A 22,374-nucleotide genomic window follows, 5' to 3' on the forward strand; every position below is an offset into this window, starting at 1 on the left:
GATGACCGAGATCAGCCGCGTGGCGCTGTTTGGCAAATTGAACAAACTGGGATACCAGGCCGTCGAGAGCGCAACCGTGTTCTGCAAGATGCGCGGGAACCCTTATGTGGAACTGGTGCATTGGATGCATCAGCTGCTGGCGCAGCAGGACAGCGACATGCACCGGATCATCCAGCATTACGACCTGGACACCGGCAAGATTGCCAGCGAGCTGACCCGGGCGCTGGACATGCTGCCGCGCGGCGCCTCGACGATTTCCGACCTGTCGGACCATCTGATGGACGCGATGGAACGCGGCTGGGTCTGGGGCTCGCTGCTCTATTCCGCAGGTCAGGTGCGCAGCGGCCATCTGCTGCTGGGGATGCTGAAGACACCGGCGCTGCGCAACATTCTGACGAATATGTCGCCGGAGCTGGCGAAGATCGGTGCCGATGATCTGGCCGACAACTTCCACGAGGCCACCGATGGCTCGCCCGAGGAACGGATGGGGGCGCAGGACGGCTCCAACGTGACCGGCGGCGGCGCGGAACCGGGCGAAGCCTCCGGCTCAATGGCGCCGGGCGCGATGGGCAAGGGGGAGGCGCTGGAGCAGTTCTGCACCGACCTGACCGAACAGGCCCGCAACGGGGAGATTGACCCGATCGTGGGCCGGGACGAGGAGATCCGCCAGATCGTTGATATCCTGATGCGGCGGCGGCAGAACAACCCGATCCTGACCGGCGAGGCGGGCGTGGGTAAAACGGCTGTGGTCGAGGGCTTTGCGCTGCGGATCGCCCGCGGCGACGTGCCGCCGGCGCTGAAGGATGTGCGGCTCTTGGTGCTGGACGTGGGCCTGCTGCAAGCAGGTGCCAGTATGAAGGGCGAGTTTGAAAACCGCCTGCGCCAGGTGATCGACGAGGTTCAGGCAAGCCCGACGCCGATTGTGATGTTTGTCGATGAAACCCACACGCTGGTGGGCGCGGGCGGTGCGGCTGGCACCGGCGATGCCGCGAACCTCTTGAAACCTGCGCTGGCGCGCGGGACGCTCAGGACCATCGGCGCCACCACCTGGGCCGAGTACAAGAAATACATCGAGAAAGACCCGGCGCTGACCCGCCGCTTCCAGGTGGTCAAGGTTGAGGAACCGGGCATCCCGAAGGCGATCCTGATGATGCGCGGCATTGCCTCGATGCTGGAAAACCACCACCGGGTTCAGGTGCTGGACGAGGGGATCGAGGCGGCCGTCAGCCTGTCGGCGCGCTATATCCCGGCGCGGCAGCTGCCGGACAAGTCCGTCAGCCTGCTGGATACGGCCTGTGCGCGGGTGGCGGTAAGCCAGCACGCGGTTCCCGCCGAGGTCGACGACAGCCAGCGCCGGATCGAGGCGCTGACCACCGAGCTTGAGATCATCGGTCGCGACGAGACCGCAGGCTATGAGGTTGCCGACCGGCGCGAGGCGGTGGAAGCCGCCAAGGCTGCAGAGGAGGAACGGCTGGCCGGGCTGACCGAGCGCTGGGACAACGAAAAGGCGGTGGTTGAGGGCATTCTGGAACTGCGCGCCAAGCTGCGGGAGGGCGCCGCGCCAGTGGACGCCCCGGCGGATGCTGGGGAAGACGGCGCGGAGGGCGCTGCCGGTAGCCCGCTGTCGGATGAAGAACGCGCCAAGCTGATGCAGGAGCTGAAGGACAAGAACGCGGAGCTGGAAGCGCTGCAGGGCGACTCTGCGCTGATCCTTCCGATTGTCGACCATCAGGCGGTGGCCTCGGTCGTGGGGGACTGGACCGGCATCCCGGTGGGCCGCATGGTCAAGGATGAGATCGAGACCATCCTGAACCTGGAAGAGCGGCTGTCGCAGCGGGTGATCGGCCAGGATCACGCGATGAAGATGATCGCCAAGCGCATCCAGACCAGCCGCGCCGGGCTGGACAATCCGAACAAGCCGATCGGGGTGTTCATGCTGGCCGGCACCTCCGGCGTCGGTAAGACCGAAACCGCGCTGGCGCTGGCTGAGGTGCTGTATGGCGGGGAACAGAACGTCATCACCATCAACATGTCGGAGTACCAGGAAGCCCATACCGTCAGCTCGCTGAAAGGCGCGCCTCCGGGCTACGTCGGCTATGGCGAGGGCGGGGTGCTGACCGAAGCGGTGCGCCGCAAGCCTTATTCCGTGGTGCTGCTGGATGAGGTCGAGAAGGCGCATCCGGATGTGCATGAGATCTTTTTCCAGGTGTTCGACAAGGGCGTGATGGAAGACGGCGAGGGCCGCATCATCGACTTCAAGAACACGCTGATCCTGCTGACCTCCAATGTCGGCACCGAGACGATCATGGACCTGTGTTCCGACCCGGAACTGATGCCGGACCCGGAGGGCATGGCAAAGGCGATCCGCGATCCGCTCTTGAAGGTGTTCCCGCCGGCGCTCTTGGGGCGTCTGGTGGCAATTCCCTATTACCCGCTCAGCCCGGAGATGATCGGCGAGATCACCAAGCTGCAGCTGGGCCGCATCCAGAAACGGGTGCAGGAGGCGCATGGGGTGCCGTTCGAATACACCGATGCCGTGGTCGAGGAGATCGTCAACCGCTGCCAGGAGCTGGACAGCGGCGGGCGGATGATCGACGCGATTGTCACCAACACCATGCTGCCGGAGATTTCCAACGAGTTCCTGCGCCGCCTGATGGAGGGTGCGGACGTCGAGAAGGTCGCCATTGGCGTCAAGGACGGAGAATTCACCTACGCGTTTGACTGATTGAATGCAGAAGCAGCCAGGAGGAAATTGACATGGCCACACAGTACAAGACGATTTTCCTGGGTTCTGGCGGCGGCGAGAACGTTGCCAGTGCCGACATTGCCAAAATGGCGATGGCAATCGGAAAGTATCTGAAGGACAAGGGCATGCAGGCCCAGGGCATCAAGCTGCCCGGGTTGAAAAAGGCGCAGGCCCTGGTTGCCAAATGCGCCAAGGTTCAGCAGGTCGCGCAAAATTCCTCTCAGGTGAAGGATCTGGGCTTTACCCCGGAGCTGAGTGTGGTTGGCGGCATTGACACGTCCGGGCACCTGTCGATCTGCATCACCGGAATGCTGCCGCCGCCGAAGGAAGGCAAACCGCCTGTCAATTTCGACAAGACTGAGGTGATCCGCAAGGACTGGAACAAGCTTGAGGCGGAACTGGCGGATGAAACCAATGTTGTGGTGAACCTGACGAAGAAGAACATCTCGATCATCGAAGAGGCGCTGGACAAACTGGTGGCCAAACATGACGGCGATCTGAAGAAGGTCCGCAAGGACAAGGTCTACGGAGTGCTGCTGGAGAAGTTCAAGGGCGGCGATAAGGTGATCAACAGGGCTGCCGAGAAGCAGGCTGCGAAGTACAAGACCAAGACCGTGAACACGGACGAGGCGGACTTTGGCGAGCTGACGACCGGCACGGTGGCGCTGTGCGCCCATGGCTCGCGCGAGAAGATCAATGGCATCTGGCTGGGCACCAAGCTGGGCAAGAAGTCGCCCGATCAGATCGTCGATCTTCTGACCGGCAACAAGGACAAGAAGAAGAACCTGTCGAAGAGTTTCAAGGGAACGGTGCTGCTGTCGGGCTGCTTCACCGCGGCGGGCGGCATTGCTCCGCCGGGTGACAAGTACGACTACGACACCTATGCCGGCAAGGTTTGGCGGCTGCTGAAGGCCAAGGGCATCAACTGCAAGGTTGTCGGCCAGCCGGGGACGGCCTCGACCAATGAAGACGGCTCCAAGAACTCTGTGATGCCGACCAAGCAGGACGAGAAGGACGCCTACAAGGCTGAGATCAAGGCCCTGGAGAAAGAACTTCAAAAACTTGAGAAAAAGCTGAAGTCCGGCGACAAGGCGACCAAGAAATCGGCGACCAAAAAGGCGCAGACGCTGTACAGCAAGATCAAGGACGCCAGGAACAAGTCTGCCCTGACCTGGATGAAAGACTTGCAAGTCAACTACGGGCTGGACCCGCTGCGCTAGGGCCGTCGGCCCCCGGCGGCCGGAGCTGGGCCGGGCGCTTGTGCGGCGCCCGGCTGAATTGAAAGACCAGGTGGAGAGAAACATTGGACAGCAGCGCGCAAACTGCCGTGACGCTTCGGGACAAGGCCCGCGAATTTGTTGAACGCAGGTCGGTGACCAATGCCATTCTGGGCATCATCATCTTCAACGCGATCACGCTGGGCCTTGGCACCTCGGCGGCAGTGCGGGCGCATGCGGGCGGGCTGCTGGATGTGATCGACACCGCCGTTCTGGCGGTCTTTGTGCTGGAGCTGGCGCTGAAGCTGTTTGCCTATGGTTTGCGGTTCTTCTCCTCAGCCTGGAACATATTCGACCTGGTCGTGGTTTCCTTCGGGCTGTTCCCGGACAGCCAGGGCCTGTCGGCGCTGCGCGGCCTGCGGGTGGTGCGGGCGCTGCGGCTGCTGTCGGTCATTCCGCAGATGCGGGCCGTTGTGCAGGCGCTGCTGGATGCCTTGCCTGGCATGGGCGCGGTGATCGTTATGATCTCCATCGTGTTCTACGTCTTTGGCGTGATGGCGACGATGATGTACGGGCAGGCATTCGATGAGTGGTTCGGCACGCTGGGCCGGTCGCTCTATTCGCTGTTCCAGATCATGACGCTGGAAAGCTGGTCGATGGGCATCGTGCGCCCGGTGATGGAGGAGTTTCCGTTCGCCTGGTCGTTCTTTGTGCCGTTCATCGTGATCACCGCGTTTTCGGTGCTGAACCTGTTCATCGGCCTGCTGGTCAACACCATGCAGTCGGCGGTGGAGGCCGATGCGGAGGCGGAATTCGAGAAGCTGCGCGACCTGGTGAAGTCGGAGACCGACGTGGTCGATGCGCATGTGATGGAGCTTCATGCGGAGATCAAAAGCTTGCGGGCGGAGATTGCTCAGCTGAAAGGGCAGGGCAATGGCTGACAGCTCGCAGAAGTTCATCGCCCGCAACCGGGCGCCCCGGGTTCAGATCGAATATGACGTGGAGCTTTATGGCGCCGAGAAGAAGGTGCAGCTGCCCTTTGTCATGGGGGTGATGAGCGATCTGGTTGGCAAGTCCACGGTTGAGCAGCCCGCGGTGGCGGACCGCAAATTCCTGGAGATCGACGTCGACAATTTCGATGAGCGGATGAAGGGGCTTGCGCCGCGCGCTGCCTTTACGGTGCCCAACACGCTGACGGGCGAGGGCAACCTGGCGGTGGATCTGACGTTTGAGAGCATGGCGGATTTCGCGCCCGGCGCGATTGCGGCCAAGGTGGATGCGCTGCGCCCGCTGCTGGAGGCGCGCACCCAGCTGCAGAACCTGATGGCCTATATGGACGGCAAGACCGGGGCCGAGGCGCTGATCGAGACGATCCTGAACGATCCGTCGCTGCTGGCAGCAGTATCGGCGCCTGCAGCGGATGCAGAGAGTGCCGCGGCGCTGGACAGTTTGCGCAATCTGGAACTGCCGGAGGATGAGGCGGACACCACGGGTGACGTTTTGGCAGGCCTTGCATCACAGGCGCCTGGGGATGCTGCGCCTGCAGATACCTCCGGCGGGGTTCTGGATGCGCTGCGCGATGCTGCGCCGGAAGCGGCGGAGCCTGCAGATACCTCCGCGGACGTGCTGGCGGGCCTGAGCGCGGCAGCGCCTGAGGACACAGGCCAGCCGGATGAGGCTGCAGATGCATTGGCCTCGCTGGCGGGTGCTGCGGTTCCGGACACAGTTGAGGAAGACACCTCTGCGTCGGTGCTGGAGGGGTTGGCCCAGGCTGACCTTCCGGAAGAAGAGGAAGACACGTCCGGTGAGGTGCTGGCCGGGCTTTCCGCACAGGCCCCGGAGGAGGAAGAGGCCGGGGATGCTGCTGGCAGCGTTCTAGATGGTCTGCGGGCCGCTGAGCCTGAGGAGACGTCTGCAGACGAAGGGGCTGCGGATGTATTGGCGGGTCTGAGCGCCGCTGCACCCGAAGAAGAAGACCAGGGCGATGAAGCCGGAGAGGCGCTGGCCTCGCTGGCGGGCGCTGAGGTTCCAGAGGCTGAAGAGGACGATCAGACAGGATCCGTTCTGGAAGGATTGGCACAGACGGAAACACCGGAGGAGGAGGCGGATATCTCTGGCGATGTGCTCGCCGGGCTGGCTGCGCAGGACGTGGAGGAGGCCGCCGAAGAAGATACCGCAGGCGCGGCGCTGGAAAGCCTGGCGTCCGTTGAAGTGACTGAAGCGGAAGAAGAGGATCATGCTGGTGTGCTGGATGCGCTGGCGGATCTGGACGTGCCGGAAGAAGCCGATACGGCTGCTAACGATGCGCTGGAGAGCCTCGCCGCTGCCGAGATTGCGGAGGACGGCGAAGAAGACCATTCCGGCGTGCTGGATGCATTGGCAGATGCAGCAGTTGAAGAGGCCGAAGACACCGCGGCGGAGGATGCGCTCGAAAGCCTGGCCGCCTTGGAAACCGGTGATGACGCGGAAGAAGACACTGCCGGCGCCGCGCTGGAGAGCCTTGCGGCTGCGGATGTGCCCGAAGCTGACGAGGAAGAGGACCATGCCTCGGTTCTGGATGAGTTGGCCGCGCTGGAGGTGGAGGATGAGGCCGGTGATGCTGCCGCCGACGCGCTGGAGAGCCTCGCAGCCGCTGAGATTTCTGAGACTGAAGATGAGGACCATTCGGGCATTCTGGAGGGGCTGGCAGATCTGGAACCGGACGCGGCTGAGGAAGAGGATGACTCTGGTGCGGCTTTGGAAAGTCTGGCTGCGGTGGAGGTTGCCGAAGACGAAGATGACGATATTTCCGATGTTCTGACCGGGCTTGCAGATACGGATCTGGCAGAGGAAGACAACGGCGAAGAGGCCGCTGCGGCCCTGGAGAGCCTGGCGGAAGCGGTTGTGTCCGATGATGAAGAAGACGCCGGCCTGGACGGCGTGCTTGACGGGCTGCTGGAGGAGGCGCCCGGGGAGGACGAAACCGCCAGCGATGCGGAGGATGCGCTGGAAAGCCTCGCCGCCGTTGAGATTGAAGATGCGGCAGAGGATGGATCCGATGATATTCTGGACGGCCTTTTGGATGCCGCGCCTGAAGAGGAGGAAGCGGAAGGCGACGACCTGAGCGCCGTTCTGGACAGCCTTGATGCGCCTGAAGAGTCCGGAGAGGCGGATGATGCCGGGGATATCCTGGCCGGGCTGGCAGAGGACGAACCCGAGGAAGATACCGGTGCCGGCACGGATCTGGATGATATCCTGGGCGGTCTTGATGAACCGCAGGACGATGCCGGCGAAGAGGATCTGAGCGCGGCGTTGGATACGCTGGAGGCGCCTGAGGAAGCCGAAACCGAAGACAGTGGTCTGGATGATCTGCTTGCGGATCTTGGCAGTGATGAACCGGAAGAGGCCGCGGAGGATGGCGCTGAGGATGTGCTGGCAGGCCTCGCGGATGCCGGCAGTACAGAGGAACCGGACAGCGGTGATGACGATCTGGACTCGCTTCTGGGGGGCGGACCGGATGAGAACGACGATCTGGACAGCCTGCTGGGCGATCTGGATGCTGCGGAAGACATTCCGGACGAAGCTGATGCGCTGCTGAGCGCCGTGGAGGACGATGAAGGCGACAGTGGTCTGGATGAGCTTCTGGGCGGCCTCGACGCTGAGGAAGATGACGATAGCCCCGGTTTGGATGCGCTTTTCGCCGATGAAGAGGCCGCCGAAGATGACGGTGGTGACGATCTTGATGCCCTGCTGGGCGGATTGGACGAAGTGGAGGAGACCGCCAGCGAGGAGGCGGGCGGCGGCGATCTGGATGATCTGCTTGGTGGTCTGGAAGACGAAAGCAGCAGCGGGACAGGGGACGCTGCCGAGGATGACCTTGACGCGCTTCTGGGCGGTCTGGATGAGGACGAGGCCGGCGGGGACGCCAGCCTGGATGATCTGCTGGGCGACCTTGGCAGCGATGAGGAAGACGACGGCGATCTGGACGGTTTGCTGGCGGGGCTTGGCGAGGAAGCGGAAGCCGAGGAGGCAGAGGATACGGACAGCGCCGAAGATGATCTTGATGCCCTGCTGGGCGGGCTGGGGGACGCAGATGCGGATCTTGACAGCCTGATGGGCGGTGACGGCGGGGATATGGATCTGGATGATCTGCTTGGCGATTTAGGCGGTGACGATGAGGACACCGCCGAGGCCGGCGGCGATGATCTGGATGCGCTTCTGGGGGATCTGGACGAGGGCGGCGATGAACCGGCTGCGGCGGCAGAGGTCTCGGACGAGCCGGAGTTTGCCTATGGCACCATGAGCGCGGAGCGGCCGGCTGCGCAGAAGCTTGAGCGCAAGCGGTTCCGGATGGCCATATTGGGCGACTTTTCGGGCCGCGCGGCCAAGGGGCAGATCGAGACCGGCGATGCGCTGGCGGCGCGCAAGGCGGTGCTGCTGGATCCGGATACGGTTGAAGACGTGATCGAGAGCTTCGCCACCGAACTGGTGCTGCCGATTGGCAAGGACGGGGCGGGCATCGCGGTCAAGCTGGAGGATCTGGACGGGCTGCACCCGGATGAGCTGTATGAAAACGTCGAGCTGTTCTCGGAACTGGTCGGTCTGCGCAAGCAGCTGCAGAGCGGTGCGACGGCGGATCATGCGGCGAACACGCTGAAGGCCTGGGCAGAGAAACATGGCACCAAGGCGCGGGCACCGAAGCGGACTTCAGCCGGAAACTCGGTGCCGGCGGACAAGCGCCTGAGCGCCTTCCAGCAGCTGATCGGGGACACTGGCAACACGCTGCGCGAGGCCTCGCCGGTGGAGGAGCTGCTGGCGCGCGTCGTGGGTCCGCACATCCGGGCACTGCCGGACCCGCAGGTGGCCGAGATGCAGAAGGCGGTGGATGAGGCATTGTCCGATGCGATGCGGCTGGTGCTGCATCATCCGGAGTTCCAGTCGGTCGAGGCGCAGTGGCGTTCGCTGGATCTGATGGCGCGCTCCATTGAGGCGGACGATACGCTGGATGTGATGTTCTATGACATCTCGGCGGAGGAGCTGGCGGCGGATCTGGCGGCAGAAGACGACCTGTCCAAGACCGGCTTCGTGCGGCTTTTGACCGAGGAACCGCTGGACGAGGAAAACGGGCGCGGCGGCTATTCGGCGCTGATCGGGATGTATCAGTTCGAGGAAACCCCGCCGCATGCAGAACTTCTGGGCCGGATCGCACGGGTCGCGGCACATGTGGATGCGCCGTTCTTTGCGTCCATATCGCCGGAATTTCTGAAAACGCCCAAGGCGGAACGGCCCAAGCTGGTGGCTGATGCCTGGAACACCTTGCAGGGCATGGCGGAGGCCGGCCATCTGGGGCTGGCCAGCCCGCGGTTCCTGCTGCGCCGTCCCTATGGTGAAAAAAGTGATCCGTGCTATGAGTTTGATTTTGAGGAGTTTACCGAAACGGAAGGCCTGAAGGGCATGCTTTGGGCCAATCCGGTGGTGCTGGTTGCGATTTTGCTCGGGCGCTCCTTCAAGGAAAACGGGCCATCGCTGCAGCTGGGGAAAATTATGTCTCTGGGCGGGATGCCCTATCATTATGTGAACGACAAATTCGGCGACCAAGTGGCGTTGCCCTGCACCGAGCGCAATATCGATCTGGACAAGATCGCGCTGGCACAGGAACGCGGGTTCATGGCGGTGAGCGCGGTCAAGGGGCGGGACGAGGTGCGGCTGACCTCTTTCAACTCGCTGAAGGGTGCTGAGATCCTGGGGCCCTGGACCGGATTGCCGGCGCCGGAGCCCTCGCCGCCGGACCCGCGCGGGCTGCCGAAGCCCAAGCCGCCTGCTGGGGGCGGCGATGAAGACGAAGACCTGGATCTTGATTTGGATTTGGGCGGAGACGATGAGGACGATCTCGGCCTGGATGATCTGGATTTCGGAGGCGATGACGGGGATGACGATGGCCTCGGGGATCTGGACGACTTGCTGTCATCGTTTGGGGATGACGATGACGGCGACGATGGGGATGATGACGAAATGGATGCGGACCTCGCCGCGCTTTTGGATGATTTGTGATGCGAATGTTTGAGAACACAGCCGGCGATTACCGGCCCCGTTCCCGTCACGGAAAGGAGGAGACATGGTTGTAAGCAAGGGCCATGAAAACGACCTCGCCTGGATGTCGGGGACATATTCCACCGACGGCCTGATGATGAGCCGGGCGATTGTGCGCGAGGGCTTGAGCAAGCTCACCGAAACCACAATCGAATTTGCGGCGACCAAGAAACAGCCCAAGCTGGAGGATTTGGTCGGCAAGCAGATAAACGTGCATGTGATGCGTCAGAAGACGGAGCATCAGTTCAATGGCATGTGCGTCTCGGTCGAGTATCTGGGGTTCCGCAACGGCTATGAGATGTATGTGGCCGAAGTGCGCCCCTGGTTCTGGATGCTGACCCGGACCGCGGATCTGCGGGTGTTCCAGGAAAAGACCACGGTCGAGATCATCAAGCAGCTGTTCAATGAATACGGTTTCAGCGATTTCACTGACAAGCTGAGCGAAAGTTATGAAAAACGGGAATATTGCCTGCAGTACCGCGAGAGCGATTATGCGTTCCTGTGCCGGCTGATGGAAGAAGAGGGGATCTATTTCTACTTCGACAGCCCGTCAGGCGATACCGCGCGTGAGAAACTGGTGCTGTGCGACGGTGTCAGCGGCCACAGCCCGATTGCAGGCGGTTCTGATATTGAGTTCCATGCCCGCGACGACAGCGACCGGCGGCGCGAGGAGCATATCTCGGAGTGGGCCAAGGATGAGCGGATTACCCGCGGCAAGGTCACACTGAATGATTTTGATTTCCTGACACCGTCAGCCGATCTTACGGCCACATCGTCGATCCAGAAGGGTATGCACTCTTACAAGGATTACGAGGTCTACGATTATCAGGGCCACTACCGGAAGAATTCCGGCCTGGGCAACAAGCTGGCGCGGGTGCGGATGGAAGCGGAAGCGGTTAAGCATATCACCTGGCGCGGCGCCTCCAGCGTGCCGACGCTGGGCACCGGCAGCACCTTTGCCATGAAGAAGCACCCGGTTGCGGCGAACAACAACGAATACCTGGTCATCAATGCCGAGCATCACGTCAAGGTGGCCTGGGACTATGGCGAACGCGAAAGCCAGAAGGCAGAAGAGACTGCCAAGAAAGGCGCCATGCGGCGCGACCTGAAGCCGCGCAACATGGAAGTGCCGGAGGAAATGGAGCATGACGTGTATGCGTCGACCTTCAGCGCCATTCTGAAGGCAGACCAGTTCCGCGCGCCGCTGGTGACGCCCTGGCCGGAAGTGCAGGGGCTGCAGACCGCAACGGTTGTCGGTCCAAGCGGCGAAGAGATCCACACGGACAAGCATGGCCGGATCAAGATCAAGTTTCACTGGGACCGGGAAAACAAGAAGGACGACACTGCATCCTGCTTTGTGCGGGTGGTGACGCCCTGGTCCGGCAAGAACTGGGGCATGGTGGCGGTGCCGCGGATCGATCAGGAAGTGGTGATCCAGTTCGAGGACGGAAATCCAGACCGGCCGATCTGCACAGGTATGCTTTACAATGCCGAAACCATGCCGCCCTACACCTACCCCGAAGATCAGACGCAGCTGGGGATCAAGACCAATTCGTCAAAGGGCGGCGGCGGCTATAACGAGCTGATGTTCGACGACAAGAAAGACAGCGAGCTGATGCGGGTGCAGGCCGAGAAGGACCATCAGATGCTGGTCAAGGACCGCTCGACGGTGACGGTCGGCCTGGATGCGCCATCGCCGGAGGTGACCTCGGCGGATGAGAAAAGCTATGTCATGACGGTTGAGGAAAATGTCACCGAGACGGTGAACAAGGGCGACCGCACCGAGACCGTCAAGATGGGTGACAAGGCTGAGACCATCGAAAAGGGCAATATGACCCTGGACGTGGACACCGGCAACCTGACCGAAACCATTGCCAAGGGGAACCATACAGAAACGGTGAAGCTGGGCAATCTGACCGTGGATGTGACCGCGGGCAAGATCGCGATGAGCGCGGGGCAGGAGATTAAGCTGACGGTTGGCGCTTCCGAGGTGAAGATCGACAACTCCGGCGTTTCCATCAAAGGGCCGATGATCAAGATCGAAGGCACCGGAATGGTTGAGGCCAAAGCGCCGATGACCACCGTCAAAGGCGAGGCCATGCTGACCCTGAAGGGCGGCCTCACGATGATCAACTAGGCGGGTGCAGATGTCGGCAAGATTTGAAAAGCTGGTGAAAATGCCTGCTGACCCGGTAGCCAAGCTGCTGTCGCGGGCAAATGTCATCTTGAAAACCCCGCTGGAGGCGCCGCCAACGGCGCAGGCGGGGATTGTGCTGGAGGAGCTGGACCGCAAAGGCGCTCTGGTTGATCTGCTGCGCACTCTGGCGGTGCTGCTGCCCCCGCGCGAGCGGGTGTGGTGGGCCTGTCTGGCCGCGCGGGACTATATCGGACCGCGCTCGGACAAGGACCCGGCCTCTCTGACTGCGTCGGAGGCCTGGGTGTTCGAGCCCAGCGAGGAAAACCGCGACAAGGCGCGGATCACCCTGGATCATGCCTATGTGGATGATGACACGGTGAATTGTGCGCTGGCGGTGCTTTATGCGGCGGGAACGCTGGGACCCGGAGAATTGAATCAATATCCTGCCCCGGCAGGGGCCTCTGAGGCGGCTGCCTTTGCCATGAATATGGTGGCCTTGGGTCAATTGTCTGATAAGTTTGAAGAACACGGCGCCGTTCTGATCGAGCGGGCGCTGGATATTGCGCGCGGCGGCAAGGGGCAGGTGATCGAAGTCCCGTTGCAGGCTGCGCAGGACTGAATGGGAGGGTTGTAACAGATGGGAATGCCACAGGCCCGGGTGACGGATCTGCATGCCTGCATGCTGCCCTCCACCCCGCCGCCGCCGGTGCTGCCGGTGCCGACGCCGATTCTGCCGCCCTGTGCTGTCACTGTGCTGGTGGCCAAGCTGCCGGCCGCGCGGCTGAGCGACATGTGCACCGCGGCGCCGTCGCCGCACCCGATCATCAAGGGGTCGGCAACTGTGCTGATCAACAACCTGCCGGCCGCGCGCATCCTGGACAGCACCGCCTGCGGCGGCATGGTTGCCAAGGGTGAAGTCACCGTTCTGGTGGGAGGATAAGCCCAGGCATGGGAGTGACACTGAAATTCCAGAGCTCGGGTGCGATGCCCGGCGATGCGGCCCCTGTTCCGATGCGGGGGCCGAGCCTGACCGTGGGGCGCGGCGCGAGCTGTGATCTGGTGCTGCCGGATCCGGACCAGATGCTGTCGCGCAACCATTGTGTGATCGAGGATCACAATGGCAATGTGGTGGTGGTGGACCTCAGCTCCAACGGCACCTTCCTGAACTATTCGAAGATCCCGCTGGGCCGCACCCCGACACCGCTGAACAATGGCGATGTTCTGTGTGTCGGCAATTATGAGCTGGTGGTGGAAATCCGCGATGATCTGGCGGATGTGGGCGACATGATTGCAGCGCCTGCGGCACAAGGGCCCGCCTCGCACGGGAATGCTGCCAATGCACCCGATCCGCTGCAATTGCTGGAGGATGCCGGGCCGGGCGGTGATTTCCTGGACGATCTCTTGGGCGAGGGGCCGAAGGGGCCTGCGCAGTTCAGTCCGGTGGACCCGATCGACGAGTTGCTGCCGCCGTTGGACGAAGAAGAAGATCCGTTCTTCCAGAAGGCCAGCGACGGGCGGGAAGGGGAGGGGGCGAGCCTGCCCAACCATAATCCGACCGCCTCGGACGGGTTTGCTGCGCCTGCGTCGCATTCCAGCCTGATCCCGGACGATTGGGATGATGATTTCCTGTCCGGCATCGGTGAGCCTGAGGTCCCCGCGCCTCAGCCGGATCCGCAGCCTGTGCCGCCGCCGCGCGAAGTGCCGCCGCCGCCAGCAGAGGTGCCGCCTTCGGCCCCGCCGCAAGAGGCCCCGCCTGCGCCGCCGCAGGAAATCCCGCCGCAGCAGGACAGCGGTGAAAAGACCGTCGCGCCAGCCGCCCCGGCGTCCTCGGAAGCATCGCAAGAGGCGGTCGAGGCCTTTCTCAAGGGCGTTGGCGCGGAAGCAAGTCTTGATCCCGCGGACCACGCCAGCACCATGGCGCGGATGGGCCGGGTGATGAAGACGCTGGTCACGGGCCTGCGCGAGATTCTGATGACGCGGACCTCAATCAAATCCGAGTTCCGCATTGAGCAGACGATGATTTCTGCCGGCGGAAACAACCCGCTGAAATTCTCGATCACGCCGGAACAAGCCATCGAGGCGATGGTGCGCCCGGCGACCAAGGGCTACCTGTCGCCTGAGACTGCCGCCGAAGAGGCGCTGCGGGATATCAAGGCGCATGAAGTGGCGATGGTCACCGGCATGGAGGCAGCGCTGAAAGGCGTGCTGAAGCGCCTCGATCCCAAGGCGCTGGAAAGCCAGATCGAGACCAAGGGCGGCTTCAGCGGCCTCTTGCGCGGCAAGAAAGCGCAGTATTGGGACGTCTACGAGCAGCTTTATGCGGAGATTTCCGATCAGGCTGAGAATGATTTTCACGACCTGTTCAGCCGCGAATTTGCGCGGGCCTACAAGGACCAGCTGGACAGGCTGAAGGAATGACCGGCACCGCGCCCCGCGCGCGTGCCCGCAAGTAAGAGGAGATCCCGGTGTCCTGGGACAGCAAGGTACTTTGGACGGAGGGGCTGTTTCTGCAGCCGCACCATTTCCAGCAGTCCGACCGTTACAACGAAGCGCTGGTGGCCGGACTGGCGCGGCGGCTCAGCCCCTATGCCTGGGGTGTGAACGGGCTGGAGATCGACCATGAGGCGCTGAAGATCGGCCAGTTCGCGGTCAAGTCCTGCGAGGGGCTGACCCATGACGGCACGGTGTTCCGGGTGCCGATGGCAGACCCGCATCCGCCGGCAATGGAAGTGCCGACTACCGTCAAGGACTGCATTGTCTACCTGACCGTGCCGCAGCGCCGCCAGGGCGCGACCGAAGTGGATCTGAGCGGCGCCGAACGTTCGGCCAGCCGCCTGCGCCCGGACAAGGTGGAAGTGACCGACGTGACCTCGACCGAGCGCAAACCGGTGGAGCTGGACGTGGGCAAGATGCGCCTGCAGTTCGCGCTGGAGGTGGATGATCTGGCCGACCTGCTGGCGGTCCCCGTGGCGCGCATCATCGAAGTGCGCCCGGACAAGGAAATTGTTCTGGACCAGGCCTTTATCCCGTCCTGCCTGGACGTGCGGGCGGCACCTGCACTGAGCGGTTTCCTGCGCGAGCTTGAAGGGCTTCTGGCGCACCGGATGGAGGCGCTGGCGGGCCGCCTGTCGGAGGCGGGCGGCGCCCGCGGTGTGGCGGATGTGTCGGATTTCATGCTGCTGGCGGTGGTCAACCGGATGCTGCCGCAGGTGCGCCACCTGCGCAACATCGAGAACCTGCACCCGGAACGGCTGTTCACCGCCTGCGCAGGCATGGCGGGGGAGCTGTCGGTGTTCATGTCGACGGAAAAACAGGCGCCGGAATTTCCGCCCTATACCCACGACAATCTGGTCGACTGCTTCGCGCCGGTGATCCGGGTGCTGCGCCAGTATCTGAGCTCGGTGCTGGAGCAGACCGCGATCCCGATCAAGCTGGAGGCGCGCAAATACGGCATCTCGGTGGGGGTCATTGCCGACCGCAAGCTTTTGGGCAACGCGGGTTTTGTGCTGGCGGTCAGCGCCGACATTCCGGCCGAGGACGTGCGCAAGCATTTCTCCGGCCAGGCCAAGATCGGCCCCGTGGAGGAAATCCGCCAGCTGGTGAACTCGGCCCTGCCGGGGATCACCCTGCGGCCCCTGCCGGTGGCGCCGCGGCAGATCCCCTATCATTCCGGCGTGGTCTATTTCGAGATGGATGCAGACAGCCCCTATTGGCGCAAGATGACCACCTCAGGCGGCATCGCGGTGCATGTGTCGGGACAGTATCCGGGGCTCAAGATGGAGCTTTGGGCGATCCGTAATGCATAAGGGAAGGCGCTGAAATGGCTGATTATGACGATCCCTTTGCTGAACCGGGGGATACCGACAAGACGGTAATCAAGCCGAACCCGGGCGGGCGGCGCACGGCCGCGCCGTTGCAGCAGCCCGAGGTGCCGCAGCAGACTCAGCCGGTGCCGGACCAGCCCGCGGAACCGGCTCTGGATGCCTATGGGGTGCCGCAGGCGGCGGCGCCGAAACCGCAGGCCGCGGCGGGCGGGGCCAAGGCGCCGAAGATGGCGCTGACGGGGATGAACCAGCTGACGGCCTGTGCCTCGACCCTGTTTGCGCTGATCTCCCGCATCCGCAACCGGGCCCAGCACATGGACCCGGACGGGCTGCGCAAGAATGTGGTGGCCGAGGTGCGCGCGTTTGAAAACCGCGCCCTTCAGGCGGGCATTGCCGCGCAGACGGTGAAGGTTGCGCGTTACGCGCTGTGCGCGACGCTGGACGATGTGGTGCTGAACACACCCTGGGGCGGCCAGTCCGCCTGGGGGCTGCAGTCGATGGTGGCGACCTTCCACCGCGAGGTGGTGGGCGGCGACCGGTTTTACGACCTGCTGGCACGGCTGGAGAAGGAGCCGGGCAACAATATCGACATGCTCGAGTTCTTGTACATGTGCCTGTCGCTGGGGTTTGAGGGCCGTCTGCGGGTGGAGCAGGGCGGTTCGGAGAAGCACCTGCAGATCCGCGGCGCGCTGGCCCGGATCATCCGCAACCAGCGCGGTCCGGTAGAGCGCGATCTGTCGCCGCATTGGGAAGGCATCGTCAAACCGTTCAAGGCGCTGTCGGTCTGGCGGCTGGTGTGGATCACCATGGCGGCGACCTGCGCCATTCTGGCGCTGCAGTTCCTGGGCCTCAGCTGGATGCTGTCGAACCAGACCGAAAACGTGGTTGGCCAGCTGACCATCGTGGACAGCGGCCCCAAGGCTGAGCTGGAGCGGCGCGCACCGCCGCCGCCGCCGCCGCCATTGGCGCCGACCACTGAGGAACAGGTCGCCAAGGTCGCTGGCTTCCTGGAACCTGAGATCAAGGAAGGCATCGTGCAGGTCTTCCAGAAGGGCAATACGCTCATCATCCGGCTGACCGGTTCCGGCATGTTCGGTTCCGGCTCGGATCAGCTGAGCAAGGCGTTCCGCAATCCGGTGAACCGGGTGGCCGAGGCGCTGAATGACGAAAAGGGCAAGATCATCGTGGCAGGGCATTCCGACAACGTGCCGATTCGCTCCTCCCGGTTCCCGTCCAACATGGCGCTGTCGCTGGCGCGGGCGAAATCGGTGATGGCGGGCATGGCCGCTGTGATGAAGGATCCGGACCGGCTGTCGGCGGAAGGCCGCGCCGACAAGGAACCGATTGCAGACAACAGCACCCGCGCCGGGCGGGCCAAGAACCGCAGAATCGAAATTCTGCTGGTTCAGGAGGTTGAAGGATGATCCGCCGTTATATCTTTCCCCTGTTCCGGTCGATCTACACCATCCTGCTGATCCTGGCAGCGGTGCTGTCGGCCTGCGTGTGGTATTTCGCGCCGTTTATCGGCACAGACAGCTGGCGCCCGTTTGACGGCGTGATGGCGCGGCTGATCGCCATCGGGGTGATCTTCCTTTTGTATTTCATCATCATCGGCATCATTTTCTGGCGGCGCCGCCGCAAGGACAAGGAGATGACCGAGGAGATGGCGGAGGCTGTCGACACCTCGGAAGATGATGTCTTGTCCGAGGAAATCGGCGAGCTGCGCGGCAAATTCAAGGACGCGATGAAGGAGCTGCGCAAGTCCAAGGGCGGCCGGCGGCATCTGAACGATCTGCCGTGGTACATCATGATCGGCCCGCCGGGCGCCGGTAAGACCACTGCCATTGTGAACTCAGGCCTGCAGTTTCCCCTGGCCGAGAAGATGGGCAAGGCCGCCATTGGCGGCGTTGGCGGCACCCGCAATTGCGACTGGTGGTTCACCAATGAGGCGGTGCTGATCGACACCGCCGGGCGCTATACCACGCAGGAAAGCGATGCCGAGGCGGATAACGCCGCCTGGCTGGGGTTCCTGGGGCTGCTGAAGAAGTACCGCAAGCGGCAGCCGATCAACGGCGCGATCATTGCGATCTCGCTGTCGGACCTGTCTTTGCAGGATGAAATCACCCAGAAAAGCCACGCCGCTGCCGTGCGCCGCCGCCTGGCGGAGCTGCGCGAGAAACTGGGCGTGCGCTTCCCGGTCTATGTGCTGTTCACCAAGGCCGACCTGATTGCCGGCTTCCAGGAATTCCATGATTCCTTAGGCAAGGAGGACCGCGAGCAGGTCTGGGGCTTCACCCTCCCGCTGCCCAAGGGCAAGAAGGAACAGCCGCCGATTGCCGGGTTTGACGAGGAATTCGGCCTGCTGCTGGGGCAGATCAACGCGCAGCTGCTGGAGAAGATGCAAACCGAGACCGACCACCAGCGCCGGGCGCTGATTGCCGGGTTCCCGGCTCAGGTCGCCTCGATGCGTGCAGTGGCGCGGGAGTTCCTGATGGAGGTGTTCCAGGACAACCGTTATGAGCAGCGCCAGATGCTGCGCGGGGTCTATTTCACCTCCGGCACGCAGGAAGGCACGCCGATCGACCGGCTGATGCTGGGTATGGCGCAGACCTTTGGTATCGGGCGCCAGGCGATCGGCACGGGGCAGGGGACCGGCAGAAGCTTCTTCCTGACCCGTCTGTTCGAAAGCGTGATGTTCCCGGAAGCAGGGCTGGTGTCCGCCGATGACAAGGTGGAGCGCCGGTACCGCTGGACCCGACGGATTGCGATTACTGCCACCGTGCTGGTGGCGCTTGCGATGGGCGCGCTTTGGGTGCGGTCATATCTCAAGAACACCGACCTGATTGCCCAGGCTGAGGGTCAGGTCGCGGCCTATCAGGCCGCCGCGGCAGAGCTGCCGCCAAGCCCGGTTGGCGATACTGACCTGGTTCCGGTGGCGGCAGCCCTGAACAATCTGCGCGACATGCCGGGCAACCCCGTGCTGTCCGACCCGGAGACTGAGGGGGCGATGACCTATGGCCTGTATCAGGGCGAGGTGATCGGCACCCAGGCGGCGCAGACCTACCGAGGGGCGCTGAACCGGCGTTTGCTGCCGCGCCTGCTGGTGCGGCTGGAGCAGCAGATTGAGGGGAATATGAACAACCCCGATACGCTGTATGAGGCGCTGAAGATCTATCTGATGCTGGGCCTGCAGGGGCCGATGAACCCCGATCTGGTCAAGGAGTGGATGCGGCTGGACTGGGAAAACATTGCCTACCCGGGCATTGCCCGCAACCAGCTGCGCGCTGATCTGATGGATCACCTGACGGCGCTGCTGTCGCAGCCGATGGAGGAGATCGCGCTGAATGGCCCGCTGATCGAGCAGGCACAGAACATCCTGTCGGAGATGCCGCTGGCCCAGCGGGTTTACAACGGCATCCTGAATTCGCAGCAGGCGACCGCTCTTCCGAAATGGCGGATCACCGATGTCGGCGGACCGTCGGTTAAACGGGTACTTGTGCGCAGTTCCGGCAAGCCGCTGAATGATGGGATCGAGGGCATCTTTACCTATGACGGGTTCCACAACGTGTTCCTGCCGGAAGCAGTCAGCGTTGCGGAACGGGTCCACCGCGAGGCCTGGGTTCTGGGTGAACAAAGCGAAGCGGCCCAGAACGAAGCGGTGCTGCTGAAGCTCAGCCGTGATGTGCTGGATCTCTACTACAACGACTACATCAGCCGCTATGACCAGATCCTGGGCGATATCGACATTGTGCCGCTGGAAACGCTGTCCCACGCAGTGGAAGTCACCAATGTGCTGTCGGGGCCGACCTCACCGATCGTCAATATTCTGACCGACGTCAGCAACGAAACCCGGCTGAACGAAGACAAATCGCTTCTGGACGCGGGCACGCTTGCCGCGGGCGCTCAGAACGTCGCAGCGATCGAGGCGCGTACGAACCTGTCGATCCAGGGGCAGATCCTGCTGGAGGCGCTGGTCGGCTCTGCCGAAAATGCGCCCGGCCAGGCGGCCAAGCCGCCGGGGGCCTATGTGCAGGAACGGTTCCAGTGGCTGTATGACCTGGTGAACCGGCCTGAGGGCCAGCCCTCGCAGCTGGATGATCTGATGGGGCAGCTGCAGCTGGTCTATCAGGAACTGAACAAGATGTCCTTCTCTGGCGTTGCCAACGGCGGCCAGAGCGGTCAGGCTCTGTTGCAGTTCCAGCAAACCGCCAGCCGCATGGGCGGGCCTCTGCCCCGGTGGGCCACACAGGTTTCGGCGGGCTCGTCCGGCATCACCTCCGAGGGCACACGCGCCTCGATCAACGCGCGCTGGCAATCGGCCGTGCTGCCGTTCTGCGAGAAGGCTCTGGCCAACCGCTATCCGTTCAACCGTTCAGCCCGTGCTGATGTGGCGATGGCGGATTTTGCCAAACTGTTCTCTCCGGACGGGATGATCGACGGTTTCTTCAACGAGCATCTGCTGAAATACGTCGACACCCGCAGCCGCCCCTGGACCTGGAAGCGTGTCAACGACGTGGATCTGGGCATCAGCCCGGCGGTGCTGCAGCAGATGCAGTATGCGTCGGAAATCAAGGAAGCGTTTTTTGCCGGCGGCGCGCAGCCTGCGGTGAATTTCCAGATTACTGTCAACGCTTTGGACCCCAAAGCCAAAGAAGTGCTGCTGGAGATCGACGGTACCAAGGTCGCCTATAACCACCGTTCCGGCGCGCCGACGCCGGTGGCTGTGACCTGGCCGGGATCTGTCGGACTGGCGCGGTTGACCCTTCTGCCGCAAAAACGCGATGCCGAAAACGTGCTGTCGCGGGACGGGCCCTGGGCCTGGTTCCGGCTGCTGGACGCAGCCGAGGTTCGGCGCACCAATGTCTCTGACCGTCGGCGGGTGAACTTCCGCGTCGGCGGGCGGCTGGCGCTGTTTGAGCTTCAGTCCGGGTCTGTCATCAACCCCTTCGCCCTGCCGGCCATGGCGAAATTCAGCTGTCCGAAGTCGATGTGATGGCGGGGTTCGGCGCCTTTGGAAAGATGCCTTCAGCCGGGGACTTTTTCCGGCTGAACACGCCTGGCGGGTTTGTGCGGGTCTGGGATGCCTGGCTGCAGCAGGTTATGCTGGATGGCAAGACGGCCTATGGCGCCGGCTTTGATGCGCATTACATGAGTGCACCTATCTGGCGGTTCACATTGCCTGCCGGTCTGGCGGGCGCAGCATCTGTTTGGGGGGTGATGATGCCCTCGGTCGACCGGGTCGGGCGCCGGTTTCCGCTGACACTGGTTGCGCCGCTGTCAGCGGCTGGGGGAGCGGGGGCCGGTCACATGGGCGCAGGCACCTTGTTTGAGCGGCTGGAGGACTTGGCCCTGGACGCATTGGAGGACAGCATGACCAAAGACAGGCTTGCAGAACGGCTTGCAGCAATGCCAGCGCCTGGCGGTGATCGGCCAGAGCCACTGGATGTGGTCAAAGCCGGGCCGCAAGGCCCGGAGCGCCTGGCAGTATCCGGCCCTGATGGCCGGTTGAACCCTGGGCTTGAGGGCTGCAGCTTGTGGACGGCTGTTCTGGAGGGGGGGCCGAGGACGCTGGCGTGTAAGGGGCTGCCAGCGGGAAGCGTGGCCCTGGGGCTGTTTGACCTGGACGCGCCGGTCTGGGCTGGGCTCGAGGCCGCATAATGAACCAGCTGCGCAAATACCGCTATACCGCGCAGACCCATGTCGGATTGAAGCGCAAGGTGAATGAAGATTCTGTTCTGGCTCTGCCTGAACATGACATCTGGCTGGTGGCAGATGGCATGGGAGGCCACGACGCAGGCGATTTTGCCAGCCGGCTGATTGCCGATGCGGTGGCGATGATCCCGCTGGGCCTTGACCCTGCGGCCCGGATGCATGCGCTGCGCGATGCGATCCAGAACGCGCACAAGGCGATCCGGGCCGAGGCAGCGGCCCGCGGCGGCGGCACCATCGGTTCAACCGTGGCTGCGCTGATCATGGCGAACCAGCATTTTGTCGGTCTCTGGGCGGGGGACAGCCGGATTTACCGGCTGCGAAATGGCCATATCGAGATGCTGACCGAGGATCATTCCGCTGTGGCGGAATATGTGCTGGCGGGCAAGATGACCTGGGACGAGGCGGAGCAGCACCCGCATTCCAACGCCATCACCCGTGCCGTCGGGGTTGGGGACGAGCTGGAGATCGACAAGATCCGCGGCGACACGGAGCCGGGCGACCGGTTCCTGGTTTGCTCGGATGGTCTGACCAAATACGCCACATTCCAGATCCTCGAGGATGTGCTGAGCAGCGCGCCGCTGGAAACGGTGGGGGACCAGCTGATCCAGATTGCCCTGACGGGCGGCGGGGCGGACAACATCACGGCTGTTGTGATCGACGTTCTCTAGG

Annotated in this window: 13 protein-coding genes and 1 pseudogene; all 14 read left to right on the forward strand. The window is 63.1% G+C overall.

The features are described 5' to 3' along the window. Position 1: 1 nt before the first annotated feature. The 14 genes and pseudogenes from tssH (at position 2) to N6L27_RS21185 (ending at position 22,373) form a co-directional block, all read left to right on the forward strand. Positions 2–2,725: a type VI secretion system ATPase TssH gene (tssH, locus tag N6L27_RS21120; RefSeq protein WP_271909412.1), complete on the forward strand. Its 2,724-nt coding sequence runs from the start codon at positions 2–4 to the stop codon at positions 2,723–2,725. A gap of 32 nt (positions 2,726–2,757) precedes the next feature. Further along, positions 2,758–3,966 carry a hypothetical protein gene (locus N6L27_RS21125; RefSeq protein WP_271909413.1) on the forward strand — a complete coding sequence of 403 codons (1,209 nt, stop codon included), beginning with the start codon at positions 2,758–2,760 and terminating at the stop codon, positions 3,964–3,966. Positions 3,967–4,049: 83 nt separating this feature from the next. Beyond that, entirely contained in the window at positions 4,050–4,904 is an 855-nt protein-coding gene (locus N6L27_RS21130; protein ID WP_271909414.1) for an ion transporter, read from the forward strand. Then, positions 4,897–5,394, forward strand: a pseudogene (gene tssB, locus N6L27_RS21135) (type VI secretion system contractile sheath small subunit); the annotation flags it as partial. The gene N6L27_RS21130 and the pseudogene tssB, both read left to right, overlap by 8 nt. A gap of 1,083 nt (positions 5,395–6,477) precedes the next feature. Beyond that, positions 6,478–9,993, forward strand: a complete 3,516-nt coding sequence (locus N6L27_RS23315; RefSeq protein ID WP_442915815.1) for a type VI secretion system contractile sheath domain-containing protein — start codon at positions 6,478–6,480, stop codon at positions 9,991–9,993. A gap of 64 nt (positions 9,994–10,057) precedes the next feature. Next, complete coding sequence (locus N6L27_RS21145) at positions 10,058–12,169, forward strand: type VI secretion system Vgr family protein (RefSeq protein WP_271909415.1); 2,112 nt, start codon at positions 10,058–10,060, stop codon at positions 12,167–12,169. Positions 12,170–12,209: 40 nt separating this feature from the next. Beyond that, positions 12,210–12,788, forward strand: coding sequence for a DUF6931 family protein (locus N6L27_RS21150; protein WP_260018665.1), 579 nt, complete (start codon positions 12,210–12,212; stop codon positions 12,786–12,788). A gap of 18 nt (positions 12,789–12,806) precedes the next feature. Beyond that, a complete protein-coding gene (locus N6L27_RS21155) occupies positions 12,807–13,109 on the forward strand; it encodes a PAAR domain-containing protein (RefSeq protein WP_039186474.1) in 303 nt (100 codons plus the stop codon). Between the two features lie 8 nt (positions 13,110–13,117). Continuing rightward, a complete protein-coding gene (gene tagH / locus N6L27_RS21160) occupies positions 13,118–14,587 on the forward strand; it encodes a type VI secretion system-associated FHA domain protein TagH (RefSeq protein ID WP_271909416.1) in 1,470 nt (489 codons plus the stop codon). A 47-nt stretch (positions 14,588–14,634) separates the two neighbouring features. After that, positions 14,635–15,975, forward strand: a complete 1,341-nt coding sequence (tssK, locus tag N6L27_RS21165; RefSeq protein WP_271909417.1) for a type VI secretion system baseplate subunit TssK — start codon at positions 14,635–14,637, stop codon at positions 15,973–15,975. Positions 15,976–15,989: 14 nt separating this feature from the next. Next, the gene (gene tssL / locus N6L27_RS21170; RefSeq protein ID WP_271909418.1) at positions 15,990–17,417 is read left to right on the forward strand and encodes a type VI secretion system protein TssL, long form; all 1,428 of its coding nucleotides are present in this window, start codon (positions 15,990–15,992) and stop codon (positions 17,415–17,417) included. Continuing rightward, a complete protein-coding gene (gene tssM / locus N6L27_RS21175; protein ID WP_271909419.1) occupies positions 17,414–20,986 on the forward strand; it encodes a type VI secretion system membrane subunit TssM in 3,573 nt (1,190 codons plus the stop codon). Before tssL ends, tssM begins: the two co-directional genes overlap by 4 nt. Next, positions 20,986–21,651: a type VI secretion system-associated protein TagF gene (gene tagF, locus N6L27_RS21180; protein WP_271909420.1), complete on the forward strand. Its 666-nt coding sequence runs from the start codon at positions 20,986–20,988 to the stop codon at positions 21,649–21,651. Before tssM ends, tagF begins: the two co-directional genes overlap by 1 nt. Next, positions 21,651–22,373, forward strand: a complete 723-nt coding sequence (locus tag N6L27_RS21185) for a PP2C family protein-serine/threonine phosphatase (protein ID WP_271909421.1) — start codon at positions 21,651–21,653, stop codon at positions 22,371–22,373. Before tagF ends, N6L27_RS21185 begins: the two co-directional genes overlap by 1 nt. Position 22,374 lies beyond the last annotated feature (1 nt).

Source organism: Leisingera sp. SS27 (assembly GCF_028368855.1).
GTDB lineage: Bacteria > Pseudomonadota > Alphaproteobacteria > Rhodobacterales > Rhodobacteraceae > Leisingera.